Below are 17,009 nucleotides of genomic sequence, written 5' to 3' on the forward strand. Positions count from 1 at the left end.
GATAATTTCATCCCCAGAGTTATCCACAGGCTGAGGTGCTTTAACGGCGCTCAGCCAGGATCAGGAAATTACGCGGTGTAAGTGGGGCTTCGCAGAAGGTTCCGAGGCGAACCGCAAACCCTTGCTCGGAGAGGAAAAGGGCTCGATCGAGTACCAGCCACAGTTCCAACGGGCGTCGGAAAAGACCGCGCAACAGCTCCAGATTGCGCACTTCGGCCAATCGCTGCCAACCGGCGGCTTCAAGTGCTGACCAATCCTGCGGGCCGACTGTGGATAACTCTTTAAGCGCGGCCAAATGATGGCAGTAATCAGCGAAGGATTTGTCCAGCCAGGCACTGGGGAGGGAAGGGGTGGGCAGGTATTCGTCAATGCCGCGCAGCTGCCGCTGCAGCAGGTCGAAGGCCAGGCGTCGGGCCATGGAGGTGTCACGCTGACGTCGGACGCGAGCGCCAGCGGTGACGGTTTCGCTCATCGGTAGCGAAAGATCATCGAGGGACAGCTGTAGGTCGGAGCGCTTGGCCGACGAGGAAAGCGGCTGATACACGCTCAGACTGATCCGGTTGTAGCAGCAAGGCGCGATGGCCAATTGTTTGCAGCCAACGGCACTGGCGAGCTGGATCAGCCGCACATGCAGATCACCGCAGGCGTGGAGTGCTACCGGCGTGTGGGCAGTATTTAATAAAGAGGCGGTATCCGCAGCGAGTACATCTTGCTCGACATGCAGCGCATGCAATTGATGACGCTGGCTGAGTGCCTGACCGCTGGCGACCAGCGCCGGGTCGTATTCCAGGCAGGTCAGTTGTTGCCCGGTTTGCAGCAGACGTCGTCCCAAGTGGCCTTTGCCCGAGCACCAGTCCAGCCAATGGCTCGGCGCGTCAGCAAACTGCAAACGACTGGCGAAGGCTTCGATCTGCTGCCACTTGCGCCCCGGCACATCGACATTCAGCCGATGACCCGCCGTTTCAAGCGTAAGCGCTGGCAACTCATCCACCGCGCTCAACTCAAGGGACATCGCCGCCAATGAGGCAAACGGCTCCGGTGCGTCCAAAAGAGCTGGGTTGTTATGAGCGTGTTCCGCGTCCTCCAGCGATCGCCCTCGTAGCCAGGTCGCCAACTCGGGGTAGGACGCTTCCCAGGGAAGCTGCAGATGAGTAAACGGCCGGGGCTTCCACAGCGCCTGATGCTCGATCAGAAAAGCATCCAGCGCCGTGAAACGGGCGAGTAAGGCCTCCCCCGTCAGCACGCAGGAATCAACGCCCCTGGCAGGCATCGACGCGCAGCCAGCGCTCCAGCAGCTTGAAGCCGCGAACCAGCACGTAAGCCATCAGCAGATAGAACATGCCCGCCGCGAAGAAGATCTCCACCGGCAGGTAGGTCCGGGCAATGATGGTGCGGGCCATGCCGGTCAGTTCCAGCAGGGTCACGGTGCTGGCCAGGGCGCTGGCCTTGAGCATCAGGATCACTTCGTTGCTGTAGGCCGGCAGGCCGATGCGCGCTGCGCGGGGCAGGATAATGTAGAACATCGCTTTGGCTCGGGACATGCCCAGTGCCCGCGCAGCTTCAATCTCGCCCTTTGGAATCGCCTGAATCGAGCCGCGCAGAATCTCGGCGATGTAGGCCGCGGTGTGCAACGTCATGGTCGCTGTGGCGCACCAGAACGGATTGCGCAGGTACGGCCACATCGAGCTGTTACGGATCGCGTCGAACTGCGCCAGGCCGTAGTAGACCAGGAACAGTTGAACCAGCAACGGCGTGCCGCGGAAAAAGAAGATGTAGCCGTAGGGAAATGCCCGCACGTACCAGAGTCGTGACGAGCGTGCGATGCCCAGCGGAATCGCCAGCAGCAAACCGGCGATCACGGCGATGGCCACCAGTTCCAGGGTCAGCGTCGCGCCCTGAGCCAGTTTCGGCAGCCACTTGATGATGACTTCCCAGTTCATTGGGTGCTCCTCGCGAAGCCGCGAGCGGCGCGTTTTTCCATGAAGTGCATGCCGGTCATGGCGAGAACCGTCAAGCCCAGGTACATGAACGCGGCCACCATATAAAAGGTGAACGGCTGCTTGGACACGGTCACGCCGATTTGCGCGTGACGCATGATTTCTTCCAGGCCGATGACCGATACCAGTGCGGTGTCTTTCATCAGGATCATGAACAAGTTACCCAGGCCGGGCAGGGCGATGCGCCACATCTGCGGCATGATCAGTTTGGTGAAGATACGGAATTTCGACAGGCCCAACGCCACACCCGCTTCGCGGTGACCTTTGGGGATCGCCAAAATTGCACCACGAAATACTTCCGTGGCGTAGGCGCCGAAGCACAGCCCCAGCGCAATCACGCCGGCGGCGAAGGCATTGAGTTCGAGGTCGGGGTTGCCGAAGAACTCGCCCAGGGCACGCATCAGGTTGACCGTGCCGAAGTAGATCAACAGCACCCAGAGCAATTCCGGGATGCCGCGAACCAGTGTCGAATAAGTGCCGCCAAGCCATTGCAGCGGCTTGTACGGGGAAGTCTTGGCCAAGGCGCCGAGCAGACCGAGCACCAGCCCCAGGCACAAGGCCGAGAGTGCCAGTTTCACAGTCATCAGCGCACCAGCGGCGAGCGCCGGGCCGAATCCGTAGAGATCGATAGTCATGGATTTCTTTTCAAAACGCGGCAGGCAATGCCAGGGACTGGCGCCGTCAAATAACGGCGCCGGCCCGGCAGGTCAGAATCAATAGATGCTGAACGGGAAGTACTTGTCGTTGATCTTTTTGTAGGTGCCATCAGCGACGATTTCTTTCAGTGCGGTATTCAGCTTCGTACGAATCTCATCGCCTTTACGTACAGCGATACCGATCTTGTCGCTTTCTTCCACCGGGTCGCCTTTGAACTCATAAGAACGGCCGGCGTCGCTTTTCAGCCACTCGTAGTTGACGTACTTGTCGGCCAGGATGCCGTCCAGACGACCGGAGGTCAGGTCGAGGTAGGCGTTTTCCTGGGTGTCGTAGAGTTTGACTTCAACGCCTTCCATATTGTCTTCCAGCCAGGTGCCAGCGAGGGTCGCACGTTGTGCACCGATCACTTTGCCTTGCAGGGAGTCCTTGTCGGTTTTGAAGTCGACGTTTTTCGGTGCGATGAATTGCAGCTTGTTGGAGTAGTACGGGTCGGTGAAGTCCACCGCTTGCTTGCGCTCGTCGGTGATCGACATAGAGGAGATCAGGAAGTCGAATTTCTTGGCGTTCAGGGCCGGAATGATGCCGTCCCAGTCGGACGTGACCACGGTGCATTCAACTTTCATCTTGGCGCACAGGGCGTCGCCGATTTCTTTGTCGAAGCCGACGACATTGCCACTGGCATCTTTGTTGTTGAACGGCGGGTAGGCCGCTTCGATGCCCATCTTCAAGGTCTCGGCGGCAGCACCGGCGCTGAAGGCCAGGGTGACGGCAGCAGCCAGGAAGATTTTTTTGTAGTTCTGCATGCGGGTAGCTCCGTTAGCGGTTGCTGGACATGAATTGTTTGCAGCGCGCCGAAAGCGGGTTTTCGAATACCTGCTGTGGCGATCCTTGCTCTTCTACCAGGCCCTGGTGGAGGAACACCACCTCGCTGGACACCTGACGGGCGAAACCCATTTCATGGGTGACCAGCAGCATGGTGCGGCCTTCTTCGGCCAATGCGCGGATGACATTAAGTACTTCCTGGACCATTTCCGGGTCAAGGGCGGAGGTGGGCTCGTCGAACAGGATCACCTTGGGTTGCATTGCCAGCGTGCGGGCAATGGCCGCGCGTTGTTGCTGACCGCCGGAGAGTTGCGCCGGGTAGGCGTGGCGCTTGTCAGCGATGCCGACCTTGGCCAGCAAGGCTTCGGCGACTTCGATGGCCTCGGCCTTGCTCTGGCCGAGCACGCGGCGCGGGGCTTCGATGATGTTGTCGAGCACGCTCATGTGCGGCCAGAGATTAAAGTTTTGAAACACAAAACCGATCTCGCTGCGCAGGCGATTGATCTGCTTGCCGTCGGCAGCAACCAGTTCGCCGTTCTTGGCGGCTTTGAGCTTGAGTTCTTCACCGGCCACCAGGATCTGGCCCTGATGCGGGTTTTCCAACAGGTTGATGCAACGAAGGAAAGTGGACTTGCCGGAACCGGAAGAACCCAGGATCGAGATCACGTCGCCGTCGCGGGCGGTCAGCGAGATGCCTTTGAGCACCTCAAGCTGTCCGTAGCGTTTGTGCAAGTTGCGGATTTCAAGCGCGGGCGTGGCCTCAGCCATGTGCGTTCCTCATAGTGTTTCGCTCCAGCTGTTGGTTGGCCTTCCTGGCGAGGCGGCCAAGCTAGCATAGCGTCTGAATGGCAGCCAACAGCGCTACGGGCGGTAAACGGGTGGCCTGTGGCAGGTTGTCGCATCGGTACAGCAGACTGTCGCGCTGCTATCAACCGAACAGCTGTTTGAACCCTGCCTGTCGATAAAAAGCGCGGGGCTGTCCCAAAAAAGGGCGCGATGTTGCCAGCTTTGGCGGGGGGTTGGAAGCGCTAACCGGCCAAACGTTCCTCATCTGCACTTTTATTGTGCGTCGGGCATTTTCCGGGTGTGTTTCCGGTGCGCGAATTCGTTCTCAAAGTGAGTCGCAGGGTAACGCTCTGGCAAAGTGCCATTAATTTCAATGGGTTGCGATGACTGTCCGGTCTGGATGAGATCGCCGTGGTAGACGGCTTTGAAACATTTTGGCGCAATTATTGCGTACAGAATCCAGAACGCCCCGTTGGTTTCTTTTTACGAGAAAGAAATTCAGGCGGGATGCACGCATTCGCTTTTCCTTACAAAGGTAGTTTCAATGAGCAGTACCCCAAGCTCCAATGGCCTCGAACAGGGGCTCAAACCGCGTCATGTGACCATGTTGTCGATCGCCGGGGTTATCGGCGCCGGCCTGTTCGTCGGCTCGGGCCACGCCATCGCCGCCGCAGGCCCAGCCGTGCTGTTGGCCTACGCCGCTGCCGGTATGCTGGTGGTGCTGGTGATGCGCATGCTCGGCGAGATGGCCGTGGCTTCGCCGGACACCGGCTCCTTCTCGACGTATGCGGATCGCGCGATCGGTCATTGGGCCGGTTTCACCATCGGCTGGCTCTACTGGTGGTTCTGGGTATTGGTGATTCCGCTGGAAGCCAACGCCGCCGCGACCATCCTGCACGCCTGGTTCCCGAACGTGGCGATCTGGGCCTTCACCTTGGTCATCACCTTGCTGCTGACGGTGACGAACCTGTTCAGCGTGAAGAACTACGGTGAGTTCGAATTCTGGTTCGCCCTGGTCAAAGTCATCGCGATCATCGGTTTCATCGGCCTTGGCATCATGGCGATCTTCGGCTTCCTGCCGAACAGCCAGGTCAGCGGCGTTTCGCACCTGTTTGACACTCAAGGCTTCCTGCCAAACGGCATGGGCGCAGTGTTGGGCGCGATCCTGACCACCATGTTTTCCTTCATGGGCACCGAGATCGTGACCATTGCGGCCGCTGAGTCGAAGAACCCTGGCCAGCAAATCTCCAAGGCCACCAACTCGGTGATCTGGCGGATTGGCTTGTTCTACCTCGTATCGATCTTCATCGTTGTGGCCCTGGTGCCTTGGAACGACCCGGTGCTGGCAGCTGTCGGCTCCTACCAGACCGTGCTTGAGCGCATGGGCATCCCGAATGCCAAGCTGATCGTCGACATCGTGGTGCTGGTTGCTGTGACCAGCTGCCTGAACTCGGCGCTGTACACCGCCTCACGCATGATGTTCTCCCTGGGCAAGCGCGGTGATGCACCGGCCGTTTCCCAGCGCACCAACAAGAGCGGCACGCCGTACTGGGCCGTCATGTTGTCCACTGGTGCTGCGTTCATCGCGGTTTTCGCCAACTACGTGGCCCCGGCCGCCGTGTTCGAATTCCTGCTGGCCAGCTCCGGCGCTATCGCGCTGCTGGTGTACCTGGTGATCGCGATTTCGCAACTGCGTATGCGCAAGCAGCGTATGGCGCGAGGCGAGAAAATCGCATTCAGCATGTGGCTGTTCCCGGCCCTGACCTACGCGGTGATCATATTCATCGTTGCGGCCCTGACCATCATGCTGTTCCAGGAAGCGCATCGCGTGGAGATCCTCGCGACCGGTCTGCTGAGTTTGCTGGTGGTGGCTGCCGGTTTGTTTGTGGCTCGTCGTCGCAAGCTGCAGAAGATGGGTGCGGTGGTGCTGAACTGATTCGCACCGCATAACGCAAAACGGCCGCTGTCAGTGATGACAAGCGGCCGTTTTTGTTTCTTAAGCGAGTGTTTACTCAGCCTTTTCTTCCTGCGCATCCAGCGACTCGCGATAGCTGTCGAGCGCCGTGCCGAAGTCGGTGATGAACTGCGGATCTGTCAGCCAGGCTTGGGCGGTGTCGCGGTCCATGCCGTCGGCCCACATGCGGTAATCGATCAGCATGTCGGCGGCCAGGTGAGTGGCGGCCATGGCTTCGTTGTCGGCGTTTTCCATGTCCAGCAGTTCTGGATGGTCGCTGATGATGCCGGCGAGGTTCGACAGGAGGGTCAGCAGCATGTCGTTGCGGCTGGTGGCTTCTGCGTCGCGCATTTTGCTGAACATCGCCAGGGTGTATTCCGGGATCGGCTCGCCGATTTCGCCCAGGTCATCGTCCAGCGCGGCGGGTTTTCTGCCGTGGATATTGATTTGCTTGGCTTTGATCTTGGCGCGTTTGGCGCGTTTTTGCTGCTTGTTCAGGGAGGCCATGGGAACTCAGTTCGGTTTCTGTTGGTTTTGGGCCGCGATAGCTTCGGAAGCTGCCACGTAATCAATTTGGAAGGCCGGGGATTCGATCCAGGCCAGGGCACTGGCTTCGTCCGCTTCGGTGGACCATTGGCGGTATTCGATCAGCGCGGCGATGATGAAGTCTGTCGCTGTTTCTTCGCCTTCCTGCTCCAGCACCAGCGCGAGCAGCGGGTGTTCAAGAAACGCCGCGCACATAGCTTGTTGGCTGATCTTTTCCGCGTCGATCATTTCTTTGAACAGCTCGGTCAGGTCCACCGATTCGAAGTCGATGCGATCGTCGTTCGGGTCCAGCTCAACCGGCGCGGCAGCCCGTTGGGTGCGGTTCTGCTTGGCCTTGGCTTTGGCGCGTGTGGCGCGTTTGTTCTGCTTGTTGGCGGATGCCATGGGCGTCGTTCCGTATTTCGTTGAGTGGGCAAGTCAATCAGCTGCGTGGCACTAGCCGCCCGGGTGTGTCGGGGGCCAGTTCGCCGGTCTGCAGCCAGGACAATGCAATGGGCCATAGTGTGGCTTGGTATGCGCTACGAAAAAAGGCGAAATGTCCGACTTCTTGTTCGCCGATGTCTTCGGGGGCGATTCGCAAGTGGGCGTTCGTGCTGTTGGTGAAGTAACCCAGCAGCCGTTCGATGGCCGGAATCGTGCCGTAAGGATCGTCGCTGATGCTGATGGCCAGGTTTTGTGCGGTGACGGATGAGAAGGGCAGCCGCCCGGATTTTGCGTGAAGGACGCGACCGCTGGGGCGTTTCTCGTAGTGCGCGGTGGGCATGCTCCAGTCGCGAACCACGCCAGCGGGGGTGTCCTCTAGCCAGCCGAGACGTTTGCCGGGGAAGTAGCCGCAAAGCAATGTCATCAACGGCATCACCAGATGCCACTTGCCGAACATCCGCCAGCGATGGGCGGGCGCGTAATCGCGCCAGTAGGCGAATTGCGCACCGACGGTCACCAGGCGTCGAATCATATGCCCGGAAGCTCCCAGGCCCGCTGCACAGCCTCCAAAGCTGTGGCCTACAACATCGATGGGTTGCCCGGGGAATTCACGCTGAGCGCGCTTGAGCATCGCCTCAAAGTCCAGCGCGCCCCAATCTGACCATGAAGCCCGAAGCCCTTTCAGCGACGCGGGTCGCGATTCGCCGATGCCACGGTAGTCGTAAGTGATCACGTCGAAGCCGTTGGCGAACAGGTAATCGGCGAAGCGTGAGTAATGGCGGCAGCGGACCGATGTTGCGGCGTTGATGATGACGACTGGGCGGGTAGCGTCCTGACGGGGGTGCCTCCAGGTAAAGCCGCCAAGGATGCAGCCGTCTGCGGCGGGCTCCTTGAACGGTTCGCCCGCCGTAGATACTCGCGGTGGCAACTCGGTTTGAGTGGGTGCCAGTGAGGGCATGTCCTGCAAATTCATCGGTATCGGACCTTTGCGGGTAGCTGCCAACGATAGTCTTCGCGCGGCGTATGAACAATCCATCGGTGTTTATCCGGGTAACTGGTCGAGCAGTCTCTCTTCAATTGCCGCCCGCTCCCGATCCAGTTCCGCACGAAGCTCCTCCTCGCTTGGCAGCACCAGCTTGTACTTGCTGGCGAACAGTTGCTCGTTGCCCTGCAACATCGAGTAGCGCACCACTGACTCGTTTTTTTGCGCACAAAGGATGATGCCGACGGTTGGCCCGTCCTCATCGTTGCGCTTGAGGTCGTCATACATGCGTACATACATGTCCATCTGCCCGACATCCTGATGAGTTAATTCGCCGCGCTTGAGATCGAAGATGACGAAGCATTTGAGAAGGTAGTTGTAGAACACCAGATCGATGTAGAAGTCTCTACCCTCGGTATTTATGCGTTGTTGGCGGGCGACGAAAGCGAAACCTTTGCCCAGCTCAAGCAGGAAGCCTTGGAGTTGCTCGATGAGTGCTTGTTCAAGTTCGGTTTCCAGAACAACTCCTGCATTGGGCAGGCCGAGAAATTCCAGCATCACGGGATCCCGGATGAATTCTCGAGGGCTGTCGTTCATCGCATGGATGTTAGTAGTGGCTTCTGTCATGACGGTGAGCTTGTCTCGACTCATAAGCAGGCGCTCGTAATAGAGCGTGCTGATCTGGCGTTCCAGGGCGCGGCTTGACCAGTTTTGGTTGGCAGATTCGTCCATATACCATTTGCGTGCAGTGTCACTATCGACTCGCAGCAGTCTGCGGTAGTGGGTCCAGCTCAATTCGAGACGCAGTGCGTCTCGAATTGGAAACGTCTGATAAAACAATCGCATTTTTCGCAAGTTAGTCTCATCAAAACCCTTCCCGAACTCCGCCGTCAGTACTTTCGCCAGCGTCGAAAGCAACTGCTTGCCATACACCGCCCGCCGAGCGCCTTCCTGCTCGAACTCCACAATATGCCGTCCGATCTGCCAACAGGTTTGCACCTGTACGGTATCGACCGCTCGCAGCACCTTCTGACGCGCTTCGCGGATCAATTCGCCAAGATTGCCGAGCAGTGAAGTGATCTGTGGATCTTGAGTGTTACCGGGTTTGAGGGAGCTCATGACATTTTCCGCAGCTGAAGGAAACAGGCGGAAGAGGATGGCAAGAGAGTGATAGCCCGCGCTGCCGGGCGTTGCTGGCAAACCGGAAGGAAAGTCCGACTGGTTTTGCGGGATCACGCCGACGGCAATCCGCGCTTGAGGAATACAACGTGTAGTCCGATTCGCAGTGAACCCAAGTACTAATCAATCTAAAACTTGGCCAATCAGCAGGAAATCTAACAGGAGAAACGATTGGGTTCTGCGGAGCCCGGGAGTCACCGCTATGAAGTACGTCCATTCACTCCTGTTGCCCCTCGCCGCTGTTGGCGTATTGATGTTTCCCGTCATGTTGAGCGCTGCCAGTCTTGAACCCGTCGACAGCTCGGGCGTGCAAGTCAAGCCGCAGCAGCAAGGCGGGATTTCTTACCTGTCCGGGGGGATCGGCGAGGATGAGTCGAAAGCCATCCAGCAAGCCACTGGCTATAACCTGCACATGACATTCTCTATCGGTGCGGCGAACAAATACGTTCCCGATGTGGATGTGGTCATTCAGAAAGAACCAGGGCAGACGGTGCTGACGCTGAGTCAGGCTGGCCCGCTGGTGTACGTTCAGCTACCTCCCGGCAAGTACACCGTGGTGGCGACGCGTAATGGCGAGGCGAAGCATGACACTACGGATGTAGGAAGCGGCACGGCACGCAATCTGGTTTTCCACTGGAGTGGTGAAGAATAAATGGATGAGGTATTTACGGCGATCAGCCTTCCTTTGCCATTACACTCCCGCGCCTCATAAAGCGCGTTAGAAGGGATGCTGAACTTGAAAGGGATTTTGCGTGTGGGTTCTGTAGTGAGCCTTGTTTTGATGCTGGCGGGTTGCGGAACAATGATCGGCCGAATGGGTAACGCAACGACAGTCGACTACTACAAAGGCGTTGATGGCAATCTGCAGTTGCTTGGCGTGAGGGGCGGGGATGGAATGCCGGCGGCTGTTATTTGTTACTTCATGATCGTCTGCCCGCTTATCACGGTGGTTTCCCTGCCCGTGGATGCCGCGCTGGACACCGTGTTGCTGCCGGTCGATTACGTCAACACGCTATGAGGCTTGCTTCAGCCTGAAGCGAAGGTTCATCAGCCAAAAGGCGACTCGGCTTTCGTGATGCGGCGGCAGATGGGGCGGGCGAACTGCACCTGATTAAATCGCAGGCATAAAAAAACCCTGAATCTTGCGATTCAGGGTTTTCGGTATTTGGTGCCCAGAGACGGAATCGAACCGCCGACACGGGGATTTTCAATCCCCTGCTCTACCGACTGAGCTATCTGGGCAACGGGGCGCATTAAACTGGTTTTTCAGGGGGTCGTCAAGAAAGTTTTCAAAAAAATTTTAATTATTACCGTCGCTTACGTTCCGACCCTCGAAAAAGCGGGATTATTCAGCCGGCGGAACGTAGCCGTCAGCCTTGGCGTATTCCTCGCCGGAAAAGAACTTGTCCATCTCGCCCTGAAGATATTTGCGGTCTTCGGCGTTCATCATGTTCAGGCGTTTTTCGTTGATCAGCAGAGTCTGGTGCTTCTGCCAGTCTGCCCAGGCTTTGGCCGAGACGTGGTCAAAAATGTCCTGACCTTTTGCGCCTGGAAATGGAGCGCGCTCCAGGGCGGGCAATTCTTCTTTGTACTTGCGGCACATGATGGTGCGGGTCATGACGACTCTCCTGCGTTCAATACGGCGGCCGCGCGTTCGAGCAATGTTTTGACCGGGGCGGCAAGGCCCAGGCGCGGCGGGGTGGCGAGGTTATACCAGAGCCAGTCGGCCTCGGCCACGTGATGGCCGGCCTCCTGGACCTGAACCAGCCAGGGTTCGATGGACAACTGAAAATGACTGAAGGTGTGTACCAGGCTAGGCAGCGCCTGTTGGCTGCCTAGCTCCAGCGAATGCTGTGAAGCCAGATGTTGCAGATCGTCGAGGTCGTCGAGTTCCGGCAGGCTCCATAAACCGCCCCACAAGCCCGTGGAAGGGCGACGGTAAAGCAGAATCGCGCCTTCGCTGTTGGCGAGCATCGGCATCAGCGTGCGCTTCTGTGGCACGGCTTTGCGCGGTTTAGGGATCGGGTAGCGCGTCTCCAGGCCAAGCATGTGCGCTTCGCAGCCCTTTTCGAGCGGGCAGAGCAGGCAGCTCGGTTTGCTACGGGTGCAAAGCGTGGCGCCCAGATCCATCATCGCCTGGGTGTAGGCGTTGACCCGATCATGCGGCGTAAAGCGCTCAGCGTTCGCCCACAGCTGTTTGGCGACCTTTGGCTCGCCCGGATAACCCTCTTGCGCGGTAAAGCGCGCCAGCACCCGTTTGACGTTGCCGTCGAGGATCGGCGCCCGCAGGCCCATGCTCAGGCTGGCGATGGCGCCGGCCGTGGATAGGCCAATGCCCGGTAGATCAACCAGCTTTTCCACATCGCGGGGAAACTCGCCACCGTACTGCTCGACAACAATCTTCGCGGTCTTCTGCAGATTACGTGCACGGGTGTAGTAACCCAGGCCTGTCCACAGGTGTAGCACTTCGTCTTCCGGTGCGGCGGCCAGCGCTTCGACCGTCGGCAACGAGGCCATGAAGCGGTCGAAGTAGTTCAGCACCGTGCTGACCTGGGTCTGCTGCAACATGATTTCCGAAACCCACACCCGATACGGTGTTATGCCCTGTTGCCAAGGCAAATCGTGACGGCCATGGCGGTCGTACCAGTCCAGCACCGCCGATGAAAACTGCTCGGTTCTCATCGCTTGAACAGCCCCTTCAACGCGTTTTTCAGTTCAGGGCTGACCTTGTCGCCAAGCTTCTCGTCGATTTTTTCGCTGATCCGTTCGCCGGCCAGTTTGCTCGCGACCTGGCCCATGCGTTCGTTATCGAGGCGGCAAGCCTTGGCGCCCAGTTCCAGCGGGCCACGGCAGCGCAGCGGCCACTCGATGCCGACGAACTTCTCGCCGACCTGGCAGGCCGGGTCCGGCATGTCGCTCTTGTCGCCTTCGACGATAACGCCCACGCGGTAGTCCATGCCCAATACCCGAAGATCGACATCGCCGTCGCCGTTGATGGTCATGCCCGGGATGCGCACTTTCAGGTCCGGGTTGCTGGCCACGCCGTTACGGAAGGTCAGGTTGCCCTTGAGCTCCTGGAACGGTGTGTCCTTGCCCCGAGGTTCGCCGCTGAGGGATTTACGGTTCAGGGTGGCGATGCCTTTGCACAGCTGTTGTTCGAGGTTGGCATTGAGCAGCACGCCGTTGTTGATGACGAAACTGGCGTTGCCGTTGAGGGTTTCGATCAGCGCTTTCTGGCTGTTGCCGTTGCCGGTCAGGTTGCTGTTGAGTGTCACCAGGCCTTTGACCGGCGGATTTTTACCCTGGCTTTCAAGGATTTTTTCCACCGGTACTTTGGTGATGCTCGTCTGCATGTTCAGCGCTGGCACCTGTTGGCGCACGTCGAGCGTACCTTTGGCGTCGAAGTTGCCGTCGTACAGGTCGCCGCGAAGGCTTTCCAGTGTCAGCAGGCCGCCTTGGCCTGTGGCTTTGAGCGCAGCGTTCTGGATCGGCAATTTATCGAGGGTCAGCTGGCCGAAGGTGAGGTCAGCGTCTACGTCGAGTTTGCTCAGGCGCTCCACCGGCAGCAGGCGCTCGTTGCTCCACGCGTCTTTGGTCGGTGCTTGCGGTAGCGGCGTGCTGCCCGCACCGGCCATGGCATCGGCTTCGGTGCTGGCCACTTCGGCCTGGCGTACTTGCGTCGCGCTACTGGCTTCGGCGGATTTTGGTGGCAGGTAACGGTCGACGTTGAAGGTATCGGCCTTGAGGTTCGCCCGCAGCGATTGCTTGGCGAAGTCCTCGACGGCGATGCGGCCACTGAAGGTGCTGTCGTCGACTTTGAGGTTGATGTTGTCCAGGATCACGCTGGTCGGCGTGCCGGCAAGGCGGCTGACCAGTTCAACTTTGCTCAGGCTGCCTTCAGCCATCGCCGGAAGCTTCTGGCCGATGCTGTCGACGAATTTCGCCAGATCGAACTGGGCGATCGACAGGCCGCCGCTGATTTGCGGGGTTTTGTCGAGGTCGTTAACCTTCAGTTCGCCCAATGCGCGCAGTTGGTTGGCAGAGATCTTGATGCCAGTCCATTCGGCGACGTTCGCGGCTTTATCGAGCAGTAACTGGCCCTGGGCGGCGAAGGTCATGGTTTTGCCTTGCAGCGGATCGCCAGCCACTTCGCCAGAGAGTTTCATGTCTTCGAGTTTGTAGCGCTGCAGTGCGCGCTCGAAACGCAGCTCGCCGTTGAGCTCGGTACGGACACGCAAAACCGGCTGGTTGGTGCCCAGGAACGCGGTGAGTTTGACCGGGATGTTCGTGGAGTCATGCACCGGGCCGGTACTCAGCTGGATGCTTTCGGCGCTGAATTGCTTGCCGGTTTTCTCGTCGCTGTATTCAACGCGGGCGTTGTTGACGGTCAGGCTGTCGATGTCCAGGCGGGTCGGCTGGGCCGGTTTTTCCGCTTGGGCGGTGGTCTCGGTCGCTGGTTCGCCAGTGGTCGCGGGCGGGGTGGCCGGCGCCGGTGCTTTGCCGATGTCTTGCCAGTTGCCGTGGCCGTCCTTGTCGCGGGTCAGGCGCAGGTTCAGGCCCTCGACGCGTACATCGCTCATCTGCACTTCACGGCGCAGCAGCGGCAGCACACGGACCGACAGGCCGAGCATCTGCAAGTCAGCGAATGGTTCGGTGGGCTTGGCCAGGGTCGCGACGCTGGCTTCGTGCAATTCCAGGCCTAGCCACGGGAACAGGCTCCAACCGATATCGCCATTGAGCGTCAGCTCGATGTGGGCCTTGTCGCGGGCTATCTGGCGAATCTCGTCTTTATAGTCGTTGGGATCAAAGAGGTGGGTCAGGGCAAAGCCCAGCGCCACAATGATCAGCAACAGCCCGAGAAGTACCAGACCCAGGATTTTGCCGAACGCTTTCATGGGCGAGTCCTTGTAGTTAGTCGAATTCGAAATTTAGCCGGGGAGTATAGCGCTCCGTAGCGGACGACCGGTCAGCGATCACGTCGGCAATGCATCCAGCGGTATTTTCAATTTGGCCGCCAGCGCTTGTGCCTCCAGATGCCCGGCAGGCGCCAGCAAGCGCAATGTAGCGCCCGATTGTGACGCCATTTTCTGCGCTTCATTCACCAGGCGCTCGGCCACGCCACGACGACGGGTAATTTTTCGTACACATAGTTGGGACAGATGCCAGACATCCGAGTGCCGTTGCAGACGTGCCGCGCCCAAAAGCCGATCGTTGAAGCGGCCGGCGATCAGCGAACCGTCCAGCAGACAGGCTTCGATCAGCTGCAAATCTCCGGCGAACGGGGCAAACAGCCAGTCCGGAGCATCGCGGTAGATCTTCTGCAGATCTTGCTGATCCTGATAAGTGGCTTCGTTTAGCGGCTCGACAACGATCGGCATGGTGTCTCCCTTGAAAGTAATCCGGTCCCGTAGGAGCTGCCGAAGGCTGCGATCTTTTGACTTTCTCTTCAGGTTACAAAAATCAAAAGATCGCAGCCTTCGGCAGCTCCTACGCCTGAAAACATGTTCTTGCGGTTATACGAGAACTGATGACATACAAAAGGTGATATCACTTTGATTTTTCTGTCACGTACAGATGGTAACCTCTGCCGGTTCGTCCGTCCTTCTGCGACGTGATGTCGCACCAAAATGGAGCTTCACCTCAAAAACAGTCATGCGTGCGCATAAAGGCTGGGGGTGAGGAGCGCTGACGAACCATTCTAATAATTGGGGGATACACAATGACCACGAGCATCACGGCGGACGGCCTCAAAGCCGACCAGCCCGCGTTCCTGTCCAAGGAACGCATCATCGCCAAGCCCGGTTTCAACCGTTGGCTGGTACCACCGGCCGCCTTGGCCATTCACCTTTGCATCGGCATGGCCTACGGCTTTTCGGTGTTCTGGTTGCCACTGTCCAAAGCCCTGGGCGTGACCAAGGCAGTGGCCTGCGCGCCGGACATGAGCTTCATCTCGCAAGTCTTCTCGTCCCAATGCGACTGGCCGATCTCGATGCTCGGCTGGATCTACACCCTGTTCTTCATCTTCCTCGGTTGCTCGGCCGCCATCTGGGGCGGCTGGCTGGAACACGCCGGGCCACGCAAGGCTGGCGTTGTATCGGCGCTTTGCTGGTGTGGCGGTCTGCTGATTTCAGCGCTGGGGGTTTATACCCACCAGATATGGCTGATGTGGATCGGCTCCGGGGTCATTGGCGGTATCGGCCTGGGCCTGGGTTACATCTCGCCGGTCTCGACCCTGATCAAGTGGTTCCCGGACAAGCGCGGCATGGCGACCGGCATGGCGATCATGGGTTTCGGTGGTGGCGCGATGGTTGGTGCTCCGCTGGCCGCAGCCTTGATGGGCCACTTCGCTTCGCCAACCAGCGTCGGCGTATGGCAGAGCTTTCTGGTGATGGCCGCGATCTACTTCGTGTTCATGATCGGTGGCGCACTGTCCTACCGCGTTCCGCCAACCGGCTGGAAGCCTGAAGGCTGGACCGCTCCGGCGAAGAAAGCTTCCAATGCGATGATCACCCACCGTCACGTCCACGTGAATGTGGCGTGGAAAACCCCGCAATTCCGTCTGGTGTGGCTGGTGCTGTGCCTGAACGTTTCGGCGGGTATCGGCATCCTCGGCATGGCTTCGCCACTGTTGCAGGAAGTATTCGCCGGTAAATTGCTGGGCACTGACCAGACGTTTGGTCAACTGGACGCTGGGCAACTGGCCTCGATCGCTGCGATTGCTGCCGGATTTACCGGTTTGCTGAGTCTGTTCAACATCGGTGGCCGGTTCTTCTGGGCCTCGTTCTCGGATTACCTGGGCCGCAAAAACACTTATTTCGTGTTCTTCGCTCTTGGTTTTGCGCTGTACGCGTTGATCCCGAACCTCGGTCACCTGGGCAACGTTGCGCTGTTCGTGGCGGCCTTCTGCATCATCCTGTCGATGTATGGCGGTGGTTTTGCGACGGTCCCTGCGTATCTCGCGGACCTGTTCGGTACGCAAATGGTCGGCGCGATCCATGGCCGTCTGCTGACGGCCTGGGCGGCGGCGGGCGTGTTGGGGCCGGTGTTGGTGAACTACCTGCGTGAGTATCAGCTGAGCATCGGTGTTGAACGCGCCGCGGCTTACGACATCACCCTGTACATCCTCGCGGGCCTGCTGGTGCTGGGTTTCATCTGCAACCTGCTGGTGCGTCCGGTAGCTGACAAGTACTTCATGACCGACGCTGAACTGGCCGCCGAACAGGCGCTGGGCCACGACAAAGGTGCTGACAGCAGCACCGTATTGGAGTGGAAAGCGGGTGCGGGCACCAAGCCTTTGGCAGTGGCTGCGTGGCTGGTGGTGGGTATTCCGTTGGCGTGGGGTGTTTGGGTGACCCTGCAGAAAACGGCTGTCCTGTTCCACTAATAAACGTTTAGCGCAGTACCCCTGTGGGAGCGGGCTTGCGTGGCGAGGGAGCTTGCTCCCGCTGGGTTGCGCAGCGACCCCAAAAGCTTTGCGACTGCTTCGCAGTCGAGCGGGAGCAAGCTCCCTCGCCACACAAGCTCGCTCCCACATTTGTTTTGTGGTGTGTACAAATGGCTTGTATGGACATGTCTATCCCCGACAGCGCCGGGTTCAGCCCGTCAGGGATATCACGTATCGTGTTTCTGTTTCCGGCCCGCGCCCCTATAATGGTTGCCTTTT

General features: G+C 58.9%; 17 protein-coding genes and 1 tRNA gene. 4 read left to right on the plus strand and 14 right to left on the minus strand.

Annotated elements, in window-relative coordinates; translation table 11 throughout:
• Positions 1-40: 40 nt before the first annotated feature.
• The 5 genes from ACA079_RS01380 to ACA079_RS01400 all read right to left on the minus strand — a co-directional run bounded on the left by ACA079_RS01380 (position 41) and on the right by ACA079_RS01400 (position 4,244).
• Positions 41-1,270: a methyltransferase gene (locus ACA079_RS01380; RefSeq protein ID WP_497702337.1), complete on the minus strand. Its 1,230-nt coding sequence runs from the start codon at positions 1,268-1,270 to the stop codon at positions 41-43.
• The gene (locus tag ACA079_RS01385) at positions 1,251-1,940 is read right to left on the minus strand and encodes an ABC transporter permease (RefSeq protein WP_497702338.1); all 690 of its coding nucleotides are present in this window, start codon (positions 1,938-1,940) and stop codon (positions 1,251-1,253) included. The genes ACA079_RS01380 and ACA079_RS01385 overlap by 20 nt, the downstream gene beginning before the upstream one ends.
• The gene (locus ACA079_RS01390; protein ID WP_008149380.1) at positions 1,937-2,632 is read right to left on the minus strand and encodes an ABC transporter permease; all 696 of its coding nucleotides are present in this window, start codon (positions 2,630-2,632) and stop codon (positions 1,937-1,939) included. Before ACA079_RS01390 ends, ACA079_RS01385 begins: the two co-directional genes overlap by 4 nt.
• 78 nt (positions 2,633-2,710) lie before the next feature.
• Complete coding sequence (locus ACA079_RS01395; protein ID WP_046052200.1) at positions 2,711-3,457, minus strand: ABC transporter substrate-binding protein; 747 nt, start codon at positions 3,455-3,457, stop codon at positions 2,711-2,713.
• A 13-nt stretch (positions 3,458-3,470) separates the two neighbouring features.
• Positions 3,471-4,244 (minus strand): ABC transporter ATP-binding protein, encoded by a 774-nt coding sequence (locus tag ACA079_RS01400; RefSeq protein WP_007897462.1) that lies wholly within the window; start codon positions 4,242-4,244, stop codon positions 3,471-3,473.
• Positions 4,245-4,806: 562 nt separating this feature from the next.
• On the opposite strand from ACA079_RS01400, the gene gabP reads away from it, so the two are divergent.
• Entirely contained in the window at positions 4,807-6,198 is a 1,392-nt protein-coding gene (gene gabP, locus ACA079_RS01405; protein WP_497269948.1) for a GABA permease, read from the plus strand.
• A 72-nt stretch (positions 6,199-6,270) separates the two neighbouring features.
• Here gabP and ACA079_RS01410 read toward each other — a convergent pair whose 3' ends face one another.
• From ACA079_RS01410 to ACA079_RS01425, 4 genes are all read right to left on the minus strand, one after another.
• On the minus strand, positions 6,271-6,723 hold the full coding sequence (locus ACA079_RS01410) for a hypothetical protein (RefSeq protein WP_046045548.1): 453 nt from the start codon (positions 6,721-6,723) through the stop codon (positions 6,271-6,273).
• Between the two features lie 6 nt (positions 6,724-6,729).
• Complete coding sequence (locus tag ACA079_RS01415) at positions 6,730-7,146, minus strand: hypothetical protein (protein WP_403139131.1); 417 nt, start codon at positions 7,144-7,146, stop codon at positions 6,730-6,732.
• Positions 7,147-7,183: 37 nt separating this feature from the next.
• Positions 7,184-8,158, minus strand: coding sequence for an alpha/beta hydrolase family protein (locus ACA079_RS01420; protein WP_497702339.1), 975 nt, complete (start codon positions 8,156-8,158; stop codon positions 7,184-7,186).
• A 69-nt stretch (positions 8,159-8,227) separates the two neighbouring features.
• A complete protein-coding gene (locus tag ACA079_RS01425) occupies positions 8,228-9,286 on the minus strand; it encodes a PDDEXK nuclease domain-containing protein (RefSeq protein WP_497704264.1) in 1,059 nt (352 codons plus the stop codon).
• Between the two features lie 262 nt (positions 9,287-9,548).
• Here ACA079_RS01425 and ACA079_RS01430 point away from each other — a divergent pair, with 262 nt between their 5' ends.
• Entirely contained in the window at positions 9,549-9,998 is a 450-nt protein-coding gene (locus ACA079_RS01430) for a carboxypeptidase regulatory-like domain-containing protein (protein ID WP_497702340.1), read from the plus strand.
• 84 nt (positions 9,999-10,082) lie between these two features.
• Entirely contained in the window at positions 10,083-10,364 is a 282-nt protein-coding gene (locus tag ACA079_RS01435; protein ID WP_497702341.1) for a YceK/YidQ family lipoprotein, read from the plus strand.
• A gap of 148 nt (positions 10,365-10,512) precedes the next feature.
• Here the strand turns inward: ACA079_RS01435 and ACA079_RS01440 are convergent.
• The 5 genes from ACA079_RS01440 to ACA079_RS01460 form a co-directional block, all read right to left on the minus strand.
• A tRNA-Phe gene (locus ACA079_RS01440) sits at positions 10,513-10,588 on the minus strand.
• A 103-nt stretch (positions 10,589-10,691) separates the two neighbouring features.
• Entirely contained in the window at positions 10,692-10,964 is a 273-nt protein-coding gene (locus ACA079_RS01445) for an oxidative damage protection protein (RefSeq protein WP_008149405.1), read from the minus strand.
• On the minus strand, positions 10,961-12,028 hold the full coding sequence (gene mutY / locus ACA079_RS01450) for an A/G-specific adenine glycosylase (RefSeq protein WP_497702342.1): 1,068 nt from the start codon (positions 12,026-12,028) through the stop codon (positions 10,961-10,963). The genes ACA079_RS01445 and mutY overlap by 4 nt, the downstream gene beginning before the upstream one ends.
• Positions 12,025-14,241, minus strand: coding sequence for an AsmA family protein (locus tag ACA079_RS01455; RefSeq protein WP_497702343.1), 2,217 nt, complete (start codon positions 14,239-14,241; stop codon positions 12,025-12,027). The genes mutY and ACA079_RS01455 overlap by 4 nt, the downstream gene beginning before the upstream one ends.
• 78 nt (positions 14,242-14,319) lie before the next feature.
• Positions 14,320-14,724, minus strand: a complete 405-nt coding sequence (locus ACA079_RS01460) for an acetyl-CoA sensor PanZ family protein (RefSeq protein WP_497702344.1) — start codon at positions 14,722-14,724, stop codon at positions 14,320-14,322.
• 341 nt (positions 14,725-15,065) lie between these two features.
• Between ACA079_RS01460 and ACA079_RS01465 the strand changes: the two genes are divergently transcribed.
• Positions 15,066-16,730, plus strand: a complete 1,665-nt coding sequence (locus ACA079_RS01465) for an OFA family MFS transporter (RefSeq protein WP_497702345.1) — start codon at positions 15,066-15,068, stop codon at positions 16,728-16,730.
• Positions 16,731-17,009: the final 279 nt, after the last annotated feature.

The sequence above is a fragment of the Pseudomonas sp. LBUM1645 genome (assembly GCF_059716185.1).

Coding starts and splice junctions, on each gene's coding strand:
- ACA079_RS01380 (WP_497702337.1), bottom strand. CDS start 1,270: ATGCCTGCCAGGGGCGTTGATTCCTGCGTGCTGACGGGGGAGGCCTTA.
- ACA079_RS01385 (WP_497702338.1), bottom strand. CDS start 1,940: ATGAACTGGGAAGTCATCATCAAGTGGCTGCCGAAACTGGCTCAGGGC.
- ACA079_RS01390 (WP_008149380.1), bottom strand. CDS start 2,632: ATGACTATCGATCTCTACGGATTCGGCCCGGCGCTCGCCGCTGGTGCG.
- ACA079_RS01395 (WP_046052200.1), bottom strand. CDS start 3,457: ATGCAGAACTACAAAAAAATCTTCCTGGCTGCTGCCGTCACCCTGGCC.
- ACA079_RS01400 (WP_007897462.1), bottom strand. CDS start 4,244: ATGGCTGAGGCCACGCCCGCGCTTGAAATCCGCAACTTGCACAAACGC.
- gabP (WP_497269948.1), top strand. CDS start 4,807: ATGAGCAGTACCCCAAGCTCCAATGGCCTCGAACAGGGGCTCAAACCG.
- ACA079_RS01410 (WP_046045548.1), bottom strand. CDS start 6,723: ATGGCCTCCCTGAACAAGCAGCAAAAACGCGCCAAACGCGCCAAGATC.
- ACA079_RS01415 (WP_403139131.1), bottom strand. CDS start 7,146: ATGGCATCCGCCAACAAGCAGAACAAACGCGCCACACGCGCCAAAGCC.
- ACA079_RS01420 (WP_497702339.1), bottom strand. CDS start 8,158: ATGAATTTGCAGGACATGCCCTCACTGGCACCCACTCAAACCGAGTTG.
- ACA079_RS01425 (WP_497704264.1), bottom strand. CDS start 9,286: ATGAGCTCCCTCAAACCCGGTAACACTCAAGATCCACAGATCACTTCA.
- ACA079_RS01430 (WP_497702340.1), top strand. CDS start 9,549: ATGAAGTACGTCCATTCACTCCTGTTGCCCCTCGCCGCTGTTGGCGTA.
- ACA079_RS01445 (WP_008149405.1), bottom strand. CDS start 10,964: ATGACCCGCACCATCATGTGCCGCAAGTACAAAGAAGAATTGCCCGCC.
- mutY (WP_497702342.1), bottom strand. CDS start 12,028: ATGAGAACCGAGCAGTTTTCATCGGCGGTGCTGGACTGGTACGACCGC.
- ACA079_RS01455 (WP_497702343.1), bottom strand. CDS start 14,241: ATGAAAGCGTTCGGCAAAATCCTGGGTCTGGTACTTCTCGGGCTGTTG.
- ACA079_RS01460 (WP_497702344.1), bottom strand. CDS start 14,724: ATGCCGATCGTTGTCGAGCCGCTAAACGAAGCCACTTATCAGGATCAG.
- ACA079_RS01465 (WP_497702345.1), top strand. CDS start 15,066: ATGACCACGAGCATCACGGCGGACGGCCTCAAAGCCGACCAGCCCGCG.